This window comes from Brevundimonas sp., from assembly GCF_035935935.1.
Lineage (GTDB): Bacteria > Pseudomonadota > Alphaproteobacteria > Caulobacterales > Caulobacteraceae > Brevundimonas.
Genome location: NZ_DASYWO010000008.1, coordinates 42,441 through 55,426, shown reverse-complemented (window position 1 = coordinate 55,426; position 12,986 = coordinate 42,441). Strand labels below are relative to the sequence as shown.

Annotated in this window: 9 protein-coding genes; 6 read left to right on the top strand and 3 right to left on the bottom strand. The window is 71.2% G+C overall.

Translation table 11 applies throughout. The features are described 5' to 3' along the window. Positions 1-9: 9 nt before the first annotated feature. Together VGR32_RS08620 and VGR32_RS08615 are read left to right on the top strand one after the other, a co-directional pair. Positions 10-1,788, top strand: a complete 1,779-nt coding sequence (locus tag VGR32_RS08620; protein WP_327449814.1) for an autotransporter assembly complex family protein — start codon at positions 10-12, stop codon at positions 1,786-1,788. Next, positions 1,788-6,029, top strand: coding sequence for a translocation/assembly module TamB domain-containing protein (locus VGR32_RS08615; protein WP_327449813.1), 4,242 nt, complete (start codon positions 1,788-1,790; stop codon positions 6,027-6,029). The genes VGR32_RS08620 and VGR32_RS08615 overlap by 1 nt, the downstream gene beginning before the upstream one ends. A gap of 1 nt (position 6,030) precedes the next feature. On the opposite strand, the gene VGR32_RS08610 is transcribed toward VGR32_RS08615, so the two are convergent. Then, complete coding sequence (locus VGR32_RS08610) at positions 6,031-6,552, bottom strand: hypothetical protein (RefSeq protein WP_327449812.1); 522 nt, start codon at positions 6,550-6,552, stop codon at positions 6,031-6,033. Positions 6,553-6,658: 106 nt separating this feature from the next. Between VGR32_RS08610 and VGR32_RS08605 the strand changes: the two genes are divergently transcribed. Genes VGR32_RS08605 through astB form a run of 4 tightly spaced genes read left to right on the top strand, consistent with a single transcriptional unit; the run spans position 6,659 to position 11,682 of the window. Beyond that, positions 6,659-7,909, top strand: a complete 1,251-nt coding sequence (locus VGR32_RS08605) for a hydrolase (protein WP_327449811.1) — start codon at positions 6,659-6,661, stop codon at positions 7,907-7,909. A gap of 5 nt (positions 7,910-7,914) precedes the next feature. Continuing rightward, positions 7,915-8,922: an arginine N-succinyltransferase gene (locus tag VGR32_RS08600; protein ID WP_327449810.1), complete on the top strand. Its 1,008-nt coding sequence runs from the start codon at positions 7,915-7,917 to the stop codon at positions 8,920-8,922. Between the two features lie 4 nt (positions 8,923-8,926). Further along, complete coding sequence (gene astD, locus VGR32_RS08595) at positions 8,927-10,345, top strand: succinylglutamate-semialdehyde dehydrogenase (RefSeq protein ID WP_327449809.1); 1,419 nt, start codon at positions 8,927-8,929, stop codon at positions 10,343-10,345. After that, positions 10,345-11,682 carry an N-succinylarginine dihydrolase gene (astB, locus tag VGR32_RS08590; protein WP_327449900.1) on the top strand — a complete coding sequence of 446 codons (1,338 nt, stop codon included), beginning with the start codon at positions 10,345-10,347 and terminating at the stop codon, positions 11,680-11,682. The genes astD and astB overlap by 1 nt, the downstream gene beginning before the upstream one ends. Here the strand turns inward: astB and phhA are convergent. Both phhA and hspQ read right to left on the bottom strand, forming a co-directional pair. Continuing rightward, positions 11,679-12,554, bottom strand: coding sequence for a phenylalanine 4-monooxygenase (phhA, locus tag VGR32_RS08585; protein ID WP_327449808.1), 876 nt, complete (start codon positions 12,552-12,554; stop codon positions 11,679-11,681). The genes astB and phhA overlap by 4 nt on opposite strands. A gap of 79 nt (positions 12,555-12,633) precedes the next feature. Beyond that, on the bottom strand, positions 12,634-12,939 hold the full coding sequence (gene hspQ, locus VGR32_RS08580; protein WP_327449807.1) for a heat shock protein HspQ: 306 nt from the start codon (positions 12,937-12,939) through the stop codon (positions 12,634-12,636). Between the last annotated feature and the right edge of the window lie 47 nt (positions 12,940-12,986).

The window sequence follows — 12,986 nt, the reverse complement described above, 5'->3', positions numbered from 1 at the left end:
ACATCCCTTTTGCAGAGACTCGGCCTGGGTCTGGCGGCCTGGGCCGCCGGCGCCGCCGTGGCTTGGGCCGACCCCACGGCCGACATCCGCGGCGAGATGCCGGACGAACTGCGCGCACAACTGGTGCGCGCCGTCGGCGAGTCCGAAGGCCCGCCCTCGAACCGGTTCGAGGCGCGGCGGCGCGCCCGGTCGGCCGCCGAGAACGCGACCGCCCTGCTGCGTTCGGAGGGGTACTATCAGGCCACGGTTCAGGACGACGTCGAAGGCGAGGAGACGCCGGTAGCCGTCGTCGTCGTGGTGCTGGGGCCGCGCTTCCTGCTGGCCACCCCCACCGTGACCTGGACCGACGAGGTGCCCTCTCCGGAGATCGATCAGGCGGCGCGCGGCGAGCTGGACCTGACGGCGGGCGAACCGGGTCGGGCGATCGACGTCATCGGCGCCGAAGGCCGACTGGTCGCGGCCCTGAGCCGCCGCGGCCACGCCGACGCCCGCGCTACGCCGCGCAGGGTGGTGGTCGATCATGCCACCCAGACTGTGGAACCGGAGTATCGCATCGACGCCGGACCGCTGGTGCGGCTGAACGGCGTGCGGCTGGAAACCCGTGGCCGCACCAATCCCGACTGGGTCGATTATCTGCGTCCATGGGAAGAAGGCGACGTCTATGACGCCGAGCAAGTCGCGGAGCTTGAGCGCCGGCTGCTGGAGACGGGCGTCTATGACGGCGTCGGCGTGGCGCTGGCGCCGGCGGAGCAGGTGACGGCCAACGGCCATCGTCCCGTGATCGTCACCCTGACCGACCGACCCCGCCGGATTCTTGAGGTGGGCGCCACCATCTCGACCGGCGAGGGCGCCGGCATCGACGCCATCTGGACGCACCACAACCGGTTCGGTCGCGCCGACACGCTGCGATATCAGGCGCGGATCGCGAACATCGACAGCCGCATCGGGGCGGACCTGAGCCTGCCGCACTGGCGGCGCCCGGGACGGACCCTGACGCTTTCCGGGGCCGTGGTGAACGAGGACACCGACGCCTATGTCCGCACTGCGCTGACGGCCTCCGCGGACCTGCGCCAGCGCATCGGCCGGACCTCCTATTTCACTTACGGCGTCGGGCTGGACGCGGGTCAGTATCAAGAGAACCGGTTCGATCCTCTGACGCAGCTGCCGGTCAGCTTCGACCGGGATCTGGTGATCCTGACCGCCCGCGGCAGCGCCTACACGGACGCGTCGAACGATCCGCTGGACCCGACCCGGGGCTGGCGGCTGTTCGTGTCGGCGCAGCCGACGGCCGTGGCCGGCGAAGACACGGTGCTGTTCGTGCGCGCCGAAGCGCAGGTGAGCGCCTATCTGCCGATCCAGGACGACGCGCGGACGGTGCTGGCCGGCCGCGTGCGCCTCGGCTCCATCCTGGGCGGCGACGAACTGACCGTGCCGTCCGATCGCCTGTTCTACTCCGGCGGCGGGGGATCGGTGCGGGGCTACAGCTATCAGGGGGTGGGTCCGAGGCTGCCCGACAACACGCCGCGCGGCGGCATCTCCCTGTTCGAGACGTCCATCGAGGCGCGCCACAAGCTTCGCGGCGCGCTGGGCGCGGCCGTCTTCGTCGATGCCGGCGCGGTCGGCTTCGAGGAGTACCCGGACTTCGGAGACCTGCGCTTCGGCGCGGGCGTCGGCGTGCGCTACGACCTGCCGTTCGGCCCCATCCGGGCGGACATCGCCTTTCCGCTGGACAAGCGCGACGGCGACGCCGACTTCCAGATCTACGTCAGCATCGGCCAGGCCTTCTGATGGTCGACACACCGCAAGCTCCGGAGACGGAAGACCCGCCCGCGGTGGTCGAGGAGAAGAAGAAGCGCACGCGGTTGCAGGCGATCGCCTTCTTCGGCGGCATGGGTCTGGCCGCCCTTCTGGCGCTGCTGATCGTCGCCCTCGTCGGCGGGCGGCTTTACCTGCTGTCGGGCCCCGGGCGCGAGCTTGTGACAAGCTTCGTGGCGGGCAAGAAAATCGGACGGTACGGCCGCATCAACGTGTACGACGTGCGCGGCGACCTGTTCGACGACTTCACCATCGGTCGGGTGACGGTCACCGACCGTCAGGGCGTCTGGCTGGAGGCCACCGAGGTCCGCGTCGACTGGAGCTATCTGCCGCTGATCATGCGGCGGTTCCACGCCGACGAGATCAGTGCGCGGCGGATCCGCCTGCTGCGCCGGCCCGAAGTGGAGCCGTCCACCGATCCGCCCCGCCCCATGCCGCTCGACGTAAACGTCGACGCCTTCCGCGCCGAGGTCGAGCTGCTGGAGGGCTTCAGCAAGGAGTACGGCCGCTGGCGCCTGTCGGGCGACGCCGCCGTGCCGCGGGTGGGCCCGAAGGAAGGGACGCTGGCCGCGACCAGCCTGTCGCGGCCCGGAGACTATCTGAACGCCCGCTTCACCCTGGGCGACAGGCTGGCCGATCTGCGTCTGAACCTGCGCGCGCAGGAGGCGCAGGGCGGCCCGCTGGCCGGCGCCATGGGATATTCGCCGGACCGGCCGTTCAGCGCCGTGGCGGTCGTGACGGACTCGGTGGTCAACGCACGGGTGGTCAGCGGGACCTTCGTGCCGCTGCGCGTCGTCGGCAACTTTGGGCTCGAAGGCTCCAAGCTGTCCGGCTACGTCGACTTCGGCGGGTCGGACCTGCTGGCGCCGTTCGCCGAGAGGTTGGGACGGACCGCGCGGTTCGGCGTGGCGAGCGTTCCCGATCGGGATCGGGACGGCGTGCATGGCGTGGCGTGGGACCTGCGCGCGGAGAACATCCAGACCCAGGCGCGCGGCTATCTGCGCCTGAAGGACCAGGCCGTGCCCGACGGACTGGACCTGCGCGTGGTCACGCCCAACCTGGCACGGCTGACCGGCACGTCGATGGGCGGCGGCGCCGCCATCCTCGGACGCTATTCCGGTGAGCCGGACGACTGGAGCTTCGACGGCCAGGTCAGCGTGCTGAACGCCGACGTCGCCAGCTGGCGCGCGGCGCGCGTGGCCGGCCCCGTCGAGCTGAAGGTGGCCGGAGGCCGCATGGATCTGGAGGGCCGTCTGAACGCCACGGGCGGATCCAGCGCCGGCCTGGTGGGCGGCCTTCTGGGGCGGTCCGCCTACATGGAACTGGCGGCGACCCGCGAACCCGCCGGCGCGGTGCTGCTGCGCCGAATCGACCTGACGGGTCAGGGCGTGAAGATCGAAGGTCAGGGCTCGCGCGGCCTGACCGGCGCGCTGGCCTTCCGCGGTCGCGCGGAGATCACCGACGTCGGCCGCATCCGGCCCGGGGGCTCGGGAGCCTTCGGCGGGCCGATCACGGCGACGGCGCCGGCCGCAGGCGGGCAGTGGCGCATCGCCTTCGACGGCCGCGGTCGCCGACTGGCCACCGGCGTCGGGGAAGTGGACCGGCTGCTGGGGCCGCAGCCGCGTCTGCAGGCCGCGGGCACGATCGACGGGACGCGCGTCCTGATCGACACGGCCGCGCTGACAGGCGCCGAGGGCTCCGCCACCACCAAGGGGATCGTCGGCTTCGACGGGTCCATGCGCCTGGCGCTGGCGTGGCAGGCGGAAGGCCCGTTCGGCGTCGGGCCGGTGGAGATCGCAGGGGGCATGCGCGGCGACGGGGGGCTGACGGGCACCTTCGCCCAGCCCCGCGCCGACCTGCGCGCGGCATTCGACCGGGTTGAGATCGGGGCGCTGGCCCTGACCGAGGCGAGGATGACCCTGACCTTCGCCAAAGGCCCGAACGAAACGGACGGCCGCATCGCGGTCACGGCGGGATCGCCGTACGGTCCGGCGCGCGCGGTGGCGGCGTTCTCGCTGGCGCAGAACCGGACGCGGCTGACGGGTCTGGACCTCAACGCCGGCGGCGTGACGGCCCAGGGCGACGTCACGCTGTCGCGCGGTTTCCCGTCCAGCGCGGACCTGACGTTCGCGGCGCGCCCGGGGGCGTTCCTGCGCTCCGGCACGCTGGACGGGCGCGTGCGCCTGACCGACGGCGCAGCCACGGAAAGCGCCGTGCTTGACGTGAGCGGGCGCAACGTGACCTTCGCCGGCTCGAACCTGTCGATCCGCACGCTGGAGCTGCAGGGCGCCGGCTCGCTGGCCAACCTGCCCTTCACCGCCTCGGTGGACGTCGGCGGCGGCACGCCGATCCAGTTCCAGGGCGATGGCGTCTATGCGCGCACGGGCGGCGCACAGACCGTCACGCTGAACGGCGACGGACGCGTGCGCGAAATCGCCTTCGCCACGCGCAGGCCGCTGGTGTTCGCCATGGCGGAAGACGGCCGCGTCGTGCGGGCCGACGTCGCGGTCGGTGGCGGCGTGCTGATCGGCGAATACCGGTCCGACGCGCGGGCCACGTTCATCCAGGCGGATCTGACCAGCGTCGAGCTGGGATCTCTTCTCTCCGACCTGCGAGGTCGCGCGACGGGCACCGTGTCCCTGCGGGGAACCGGGTCGGAACTGAACGGCTCGGCGCAGCTGAATCTCGAAGGCGTGCGGAGCGTGGACGCCCCGCGCGACGTGTCGGTGGACGGCGTTCTGAACGCCACGCTGATCGACGACCGCCTCAGGCTGGTCGCTCAGGCGCGCGACGAGGGAGCGGTCGAGGCGTCGGCCGACGTCACCCTGCCGGTCGTGGCGTCGGCCGCCCCGCTGCGTCTGGCGATCGACCGGACGCGGCCCCTGTCGGGCGAAGTCTTCGCGCAGGGCGAGATCCGGCCGATCTGGGACCTGTTCCTGGGCGGCGAGCGGTCGCTGTCGGGCCAGGTCCAGGCACGCGCCCAGCTGGGCGGAAGCCTGAACGAGCTGCGCCTGACCGGTCGCATGGATCTGACGAACGGCGCGTTCCGCGATGGTTCGTCCGGTCTGCGGCTGGAGGACCTCGGTCTGGCGGTCAGATTCGACGACGAAACCGCGCTGATCGAGACCTTCTCGGCTTCCGACGGCGACGGCGGAACCGTGTCCGGAGACGGCCGCTTGGGTCTGCGTCAGGGCAGCGCCTCCAGCTTCCGCCTGCAGCTGGCGAATTTCCGCGTCATCGACAACGATCTGGCCAACGCGCGCGCCTCCGGCCCGCTGACGGTGGAGCGGCGAACGGACGGCAACATCACTCTGGCCGGGCGCCTGGACGTGGACGAAGCGCGCATCGAACCGAACCTGCCCGGGTCACGGGGCATCGTCGCGATGGACGTCGTCGAGGTGAATCGCCCCGGCGGCGCGCCCGACGACGAAGCTGACGAAGCCGCGCCCGCCGGGCCGCAGATCGGGCTGGCCATCCAGATCCGGTCGCCCGGGGGCGACGTGCGCGTCGTGGGCCGCGGCCTGAACGTCGAGCTGAACGTCAATGCCGAGGTGCGCGGCACGGTCAGCCGGCCGATCCTTACGGGCGTCGCCCGCGTGGTGCGGGGAGATTACGAGTTCGCCGGCAAGCGGTTCGTCTTCGACGAGGACGGCCGCATCGTGCTGTCGACCGATCCGTCCCAGATCCGCCTGAACCTGGAGGCGACGCGCGACGACCCGGCCCTGACAGCCACAATCCGGGTCACGGGGACGGCGGCGAAGCCCGTCATCGCCCTGACCTCGACGCCCGCCCTGCCTCAGGACGAAATCCTGTCGCAGGTGCTGTTCGGCCGATCGGCCTCGCAGCTCTCGGCGGTCGAGGCGGCGCAGCTGGCGTCGGGCGTGGCCTCGCTGGCGGGCGGCGGCGGGTTCGACGTGTTCGGCAGTCTGCGCGAACTTGCCGGGCTGGATCGGCTGTCGTTCGGGGCCGAGGCGTCCGGCCTGACCATCGCCGGCGGGCGCTACATCTCGGATGACGTCTATCTGGAGATCATCGGCGGCGGCGAAGGCGGGGCGGCGGTGAGCGTCGAGTGGCAGCCGCGCCGCAACCTGGCGGTCCAGTCGAAGTTCGGCGGTCAGGGCGAGGCCAGCCTGTCCATCCGCTGGCGACGCGAAAGCGGCCGCACCGACGGCCGGCGCGACCGGCGTCCCAACCGGGAGCGCGACGCCGACTAGGTCAGGCTTCGCGCCGCAACTGGGCCATCCGCGATACGCCCCGAAGCGCCACGGCGTGCAGCAGGATGCACAGCGCCAGCAGCGGCACGCCGATCAGCGTCCAAGCGCTCGCCTCGGCAGGTTTGAGCACAAGCTCCAGCAGGCGGTCGCCGAGGCGGTAGACCAGCAACACGAGGAAGACGATCGGGATGAAGCTGCCCGGCCGGCGCCAGTGCAGGGCGGCGGCGAGCACCTGTAGAACCGCCCAGGCGGCCACGATGACGACGCCCATCTCGACCATGCCGTTCTCGACCATGCCCTGGAGGATGGCTGAGGTCTGGGGCGACTGCTCCGCGAAGCGCCGCGCTTCCTCTGACGCCGCCATCCGCATGGCGTCGACGTGCTGGCTCATCAGCACGGCCCCGACGGCCGACATGGCCCCGGAGATCACCAAGGCCACGCTCGACGCGCCCGCGGCAGCCCGGGCCTCGCCCTCCCCGCGCAAGGGCGCGAGGGGGTTGATCAGATAGGTCCATCGCGACATCGGCACCGTCTCCCCTGCGATTCCCTGCGAATGCTATCCCCGGTCCGGCCGTGAACGAAATCGCGGTCGCCTTCACCTTTCGGGCGGGGACGGCTAAGCCGGACGCATGTCGTTGCCGCCCCCCGAAAAGGCCGTGCTGGATCGCGTCGCGGCCGAAGCTCCACGTCTGGTCGATCGGGCGGTGGCATGGGCGGGCGTGAACTCCGGCAGCGGCAACGCGGCCGGGTTGGCGCGGATGCTGGACCTGCTGGAGACGGAGGCGAGCCGCCTGCCCTGCGCGGTCGAGCGCGTCGCCACGGCCGATTCGATCACCGTCGGCGAACAGGGCGAGGTGACCGCCCGGGCACATGCTCCCGCCCTGCGGCTGACCTGCCGGCCCGAGGCGCCGCTTCAGGTGGTTCTGACGGGACATTACGACACCGTCTTCCCCGTCGAATCGCCGTTCCAGACGGTCGTGACCCGCGCCGACGGCGCCCTGAACGGGCCGGGCATGGCCGACATGAAGGGCGGCATCTCGGTGATGCTGGGCGCGCTGGAGGCGTTCGAGACGCATCCCGCCCGCGAGCGCGTGGGATGGACGGTGCTGTTGTCGCCGGACGAGGAGATCGGATCGCCGGGCTCGGCGCCCCTGCTGGCCGAGCTGGGCGCGCGGGGCCATCTGGGCCTGACGTACGAGCCGTCGCTGCCGGACGGGACGCTGGCGGGCGCGCGCAAGGGCAGCGGCAATTTCCATCTGGTGGTGCACGGCAAGGCGGCGCACGCGGGGCGCGCCTTTCACGAGGGCGCCAACGCCGTCGCCGGCGCGGCGGTGGTGGCGACGCGGCTGCATGAGCTGAACGGCCGACGCGAGCGCGTGACGGTCAATGTGGCGAAGATTTCGGGCGGCGGCGCCCTGAACGTCGTGGCCGACCGTGCGGTGGTGCGCTTCAACGTCCGGGTCCCGGACAGTCAGTCCGCCGCATGGGTCACCGACGCGATCGGCGAGATCGCCGCCGCCCCTCCCCTGCCCGGGCTTTCGCTGCATCTGCACGGCGGCATGACGCGGGCGCCCAAGCCCATGGACGCGGCCCAGACCGAGCTGTTCGAAGCCGTACGCCAAGCCGGCGCCCTGCTGGGGCAGACGATCGCGTGGAAGCCGTCGGGCGGCGTGTGCGAGGGAAACAACCTGCATGCCGCGGGCCTGCCCAACGTCGACACCCTGGGCGTCGTCGGCGGAGACATCCATTCGGATCAGGAATTCGCCTGGCCGGACAGCTTCGCGGACCGCGCCCGCCTCAGCGCCCTGATCCTGTGCAGGGTCGCGTCCGGAGAGATCGACGCGGCGCGCCTGAAACGCCTTCGTCTGGAGACCGCGTAACCCGCATGCTCGTCGTTCGCCCCGCCGGCCCCGCCGACCTGGACTACCTGCTGGAACTGGCCATCCTTTCGGGACCCGGCTTCACCAGCCTGCCGGAGGACCCGGATCAGCTCAGCGAGCGTCTGGATCTGAGCCGCGACAGCTTCGCGGCCGCCGTGCCGAAGGAGCAGGCCTGGTACACTCTGATGCTCGAGGAGACCGACACCGGCGACGTCGACGGGGTGGGGTCGGTCAAGGCCACGGTCGGCCTGAAGCGCCCCTTCTTCAGCTTCCGCCTGCAGAACCATGTGCAGTCCTCGCCCAGCCTGGGCGTGCGGCTGGATCATCAGACCCTGAAGATCGTCAACGAGTGCACCGGCTGGACCGAGGTGGGCTCGCTGTTCCTGAAGGCCGACCGGCGCAAGGGCGGCGCCGGGCGCCTGCTCAGCCAGTCGCGCTACATGCTGATCGGGGCCCAGCCGGATCTGTTCGCCGAAAACGTGCTGGCCGAGCTGCGCGGCGTCTTCACGCCCGACGGCGCCTGCCCCTTCTGGGATCACGTGGCGCACAAGTTCTTCCCGATGGACTTCGACGAAGCGGACCGCATGACCGGGTCCACCGACAAGCAGTTCATCCTGGATCTGGCGCCGCGCGAGCCGATCTACGTCGAGCTGCTGCCCGAGCCGGCGCGGGCGGTGATCGGCAAGGTTCATCCGCAGGGCGTGCCGGCCATGGCCTTGCTGGAATCGGAGGGGTTCCGACCCAACGGGCTGGTGGACATCTTCGACGCGGGACCGACGGTCACCTGTCGCCGGGACGACATCCGCACGGTGCGCGACGCCCGGCCCCTGAAGGCGCGGATCGTCGACGCGCCGGAGGCGGAGCTGCCCGCGCTGATCTCGACGGCCGGGGTCGCCGCCTTTCGTGCCGTTCGGCAGAAGGCGGCGGTCAGCGGCGACCATGCCCATATCGACGCCGAAACCGCCGCGGCTCTCAAGATCCGCGACGGCGACCTGATCCGCGTGAAGAGCTGACGACATGACCCGACTGATTTCCACCGACCCCGCGACCGGTGAGACCGTCTGGGAAGGCGAGGCGGCGTCGGCGGCCGACGTCGAGCGGGCTGCGGCCGCGGCCCGGCGCGCCTTTCCCGACTGGGCCGCCCGGCCGCGGCAGTTCCGGATCGAGGCGCTGAAGCGGTATCAGGCGGCGCTGAAGGCCCGGGCGCCGGAGATCGCCGAGGCCATCAGTCGCGAGACCGGCAAGGCCCTGTGGGAGACCACCGCCGAGCTGGCGGCCATGCAGGGCAAGGTGGACATCTCCATCCGCGCCTATGACGAGCGGACGGGAGAACGCGAGACGACGACCGGCTTCGGCCGCGCCGTGCTGCGCCACCGGCCACACGGCGTGGCGGCGGTGCTGGGGCCGTTCAACTTCCCCGGCCATCTGCCCAACGGCCACATCGTGCCGGCCCTGCTCGCGGGGGACACGGTGGTGTTCAAGCCTTCCGAGGAAGCGCCCCTGACCGGGCAGCTGATGATGGAGTGCCTGCGCGAGGCCGACCTGCCCGAGGGCGTGGTCAACGTCGTGCAGGGCGGACGCGAGGTGGGGCAGGCCCTGCTGAGCCAGGACATCGACGCCCTGATGTTCACCGGCTCGGGAGCGGCGGGGGCGCACTTCAAGCGCCAGTTCGCCGAGAACCCGCACGTCATCCTGGCGCTGGAGCTGGGCGGCAACAATCCGCTGGTGGTCTGGGACGCGAAGGACGCCGAGGCCGTCGCCGGCATCGTCGCCATGAGCGCCTTCGTCACCACCGGCCAACGGTGCTCCTGCGCGCGCCGCCTGATCGTCGAGGTGGGACCCAGGGGCGACGCTGTGATCGAGGCCGTTGCGGCGATCATGGACCGGCTGATCTATGCGCCTTGGAACGCGACTCCCGAGCCGTTCGGCGGGCCCCTGATCTCGGCCCGAGCGGCGTCGCAGGCGCGCGAGGCGCTGCAGGCGCGGATCGACAGGGGCGCGCGCGTGATCCGCGACACGGGCCCGGTCGACGGGCTGTCGGACGCCTTTGTGAAGCCGGCCCTGATCGACGTCACCGACGTTAGCGTCCCGGACGAGGAGATCTTCGCCCCCTTCCTGTCTGTCCAGCGCGTGCCGATCTTCGACGAGGCGATCGAAGCGGCGAACCGGACCAAATACGGCCTGTCCGCCGGTCTGATCAGCGATGACCCGGCGAAGTGGGACCGGTTCGTCACCCGCATCCGCGCCGGCGTGGTGAACTTCAACCGTCCGACCACCGGCGCGGCGGGCGACATGCCGTTCGGCGGCCTGGGCTCAAGCGGCAACCACCGGCCCAGCGCCTATTACGCCGCCGACTACTGCGCCTATCCGGTCGCCAGCTTCGAGGCCGGCGAGGTCCGCAACATCGAGGGCGAGATGAAGGGGCTGCGGGCGTGATCACCCGCGCCGTGGAAGCCAACGCCGATGGGCTGATCGGGCCGACGCATTCCTATGCGGGACTGTCGCCGGGGAATCTGGCGTCGGACCGGAACCGGGGTCTGGCTTCGAATCCGAAGGCGGCGGTGCTGCAGGGGCTGGAGAAGATGCGGCTGCTGGCCGATCTGGGCCTGCCGCAGTTCGTGCTGCCGCCGCAGGAGCGGCCGGACATCGGTTTCTTGCGCTCGCTGGGCTTCGTCGGGTCGGACGCGCGGGTGCTGGAGGAGGCGTGGCGCGACGCCCCCGCGTTCGCCGCCGCCGCCTGCTCCGCCTCGGCCATGTGGGCCGCCAACGCCGCGACGGTGACGCCCAGCGCCGACAGCGCAGACGGACGGGTGCATTTCACCCCCGCCAATCTGGTGACCAACCTGCACCGCTCGCTGGAGCACCGGCAGACGACGCGGGCCCTGGACGCCCTGTTTCCCGATCCCGACCGGTTCGCCGTCCACGACGCCCTGCGCCCCGTCGCCCATCTGGCCGACGAGGGCGCGGCCAACCACGTGCGCCTGTGCGCCGAGCACGGCGCGCCGGGCGTCAACCTGATGGTCTGGGGCCGCGAAGCGTGGGAGGGCTGGAGCGGTCCCTTCCCTGTCCGCCAGACGCGCGAGGCGTCGGACGCGATCATGCGCCGGCACGGCGCGAGCGGCGCGGTGCTGGCGCGGCAATCGCGCGACGCCATCGCCGGAGGGACCTTCCACAACGACGTGGTCTGCGTCGGCGCGCTGAACGTGCTGTTCCACCATGAGCTGGCCTTCGAGGACACGGCCGCGACGCACGAGGCCATCCGCCGCGCCGCCGACGGCCGGTTCGAGCCGGTTTTCGTCGAGGTGGCCGACGCCGACCTGCCGCTGGGCGACGCCATCTCCAGCTATCTGTTCAACTCCATGCTGATCCAGATTCCCGGGCAGGACCGGCTGACGCTGATCTGCCCGACGGAGACGCAGGAGAATGCGCGCAGCCGCGCGGTCACGGAGCGGCTGGTCGCCTCCAACGGTCCGATCGGCGAGGTTCGCTTCGTCGACGTGCGCCAGTCAATGCGCAACGGCGGCGGCCCCGCCTGTCTGCGCCTGCGCGTCGTGCTGACCGACGCCGAGCTGGCGGCGACCAATCCGTCGATGCGGTTGACGCCGGCGTTGCACGGGCGGCTGATCGACTGGGCCGGGCGGCATTATCGCGACGAGCTGCGCACCGCCGACCTTGCGGATCCGAAACTGCTTGTGGAGAGCCGGGGCGCGCTGGACGAGCTGACGGGCATCCTGGATCTGGGCGGGGCCTTCTACCCCTTCCAGCGCCCCTAGGCCGCGAAGCGTCCGCCCTTGGCCGCATAGGCCTGGGTACCGTGGGTGAAGACCTCGTCGTGGTCCAGCACGGCGTCGATCGGGATGGTCTCGGCGTCCCTGAGCCGGGCGTAGATCGGGCCGAAGTCCTGCAGCGTCTCGCGCTTCAGGCGTTCGATCGAATCGATGACGAAGTAAACCTGCTGGAAGTCGTCGATGCGGTAGAGGGTGCGCATCACCCGCTCCAGATCGAAGCCGATCCGGTTCGGCGACGGGTCCTCGACGGCGAAGACGCTCTCGGTGGCCGACGAGACGATGCCGGCCCCGTAAATCCGGAGGCCGCCCGGATCCTGCATCAGGCCGAACTCGACCGTGTACCAGTACAGGCGCGCGAGGTTCGGCAGCATGCCCAGTCCGGCGGCGCGCTGCCCGCCCTTGCCGTAGGCCTCCATGTAGTCGGCGAAGTCGGGGTCCGTCAGCATCGGCACGTGACCGAACACGTCGTGGAAGATGTCCGGCTCCTGCAGGTAGTCCAGCTGGTCGGGCTTGCGGATGAACTGGCCCGAGGGGAAACGCCGGTTGGCCAGATGGTCGAAGAAGACCTCGTCCGGGACTAGGCCCGGCACGCAGACGACGGTCCAGCCGGTCAGGGCCCGAAGCTTGGGGTTCATCACCTCAAAGTCCGGGATGCCGCCGGTGTTCAGGTCCAGCGCGTCCAGTCCTTTCAGGAAGACGTCGGCGGCGCGACCGGGCAGGATCTTCATCTGCCGCGCGTAAAGCGTGTTCCACGTCTCGTGCTCGACCGGGGTATAGGCGCCCCAGTTCTGGGGGATCGTCCAGTCCTCGGCCGCGCCTTCCGGCGGCTTGTCGAAGACGTGTTCGAAGTCGGACATGGGACGCTCTTTCCTGCCGTTCCGCGCTCTGCGGCGCGCTGGCGGCAAACCTAGGCGTCGACGCGCGTCGGCGCCAGCGTCACTGAAGTCTGTGCGCGGCCGGCGTCATCCGGCCCGAAACGTCCTTGCGCAGCCAGCCCGCGGGCAGGTCGATCGCCTCCGCGCCCGCCGGGGTCAGCACGTCCTCGGCCGCATAGGCCACGAAGCCGCCCTCGTCGCCGACGGCGAGGACCCGATAATAAGGCTGGGCCGCGTCGATCTCGCCCACGTCGGCGGGCATGCCGGCGTAGGCCGCATCCACGTCCACCACCACGCCCGCGAAGGCGTGGTCGCGATGGCGGACGGTCTGGCCGAGTCGAAAACGGGCGACGGGGAACTGGGTCATGAGGCCGGGATACGTCGTCCGCGCCGAACCGGAGCCGAGCGCGCCGT

What these genes read in the sequence shown, in the direction of transcription:
- VGR32_RS08615 (WP_327449813.1), top strand. Translation starts at nt 1,788, where the DNA reads ATGGTCGACACACCGCAAGCTCCGGAGACGGAAGACCCGCCCGCGGTG.
- VGR32_RS08605 (WP_327449811.1), top strand. Translation starts at nt 6,659, where the DNA reads ATGTCGTTGCCGCCCCCCGAAAAGGCCGTGCTGGATCGCGTCGCGGCC.
- VGR32_RS08610 (WP_327449812.1), bottom strand. Translation starts at nt 6,552, where the DNA reads ATGTCGCGATGGACCTATCTGATCAACCCCCTCGCGCCCTTGCGCGGG.
- hspQ (WP_327449807.1), bottom strand. Translation starts at nt 12,939, where the DNA reads ATGACCCAGTTCCCCGTCGCCCGTTTTCGACTCGGCCAGACCGTCCGC.
- phhA (WP_327449808.1), bottom strand. Translation starts at nt 12,554, where the DNA reads ATGTCCGACTTCGAACACGTCTTCGACAAGCCGCCGGAAGGCGCGGCC.
- VGR32_RS08600 (WP_327449810.1), top strand. Translation starts at nt 7,915, where the DNA reads ATGCTCGTCGTTCGCCCCGCCGGCCCCGCCGACCTGGACTACCTGCTG.
- astD (WP_327449809.1), top strand. Translation starts at nt 8,927, where the DNA reads ATGACCCGACTGATTTCCACCGACCCCGCGACCGGTGAGACCGTCTGG.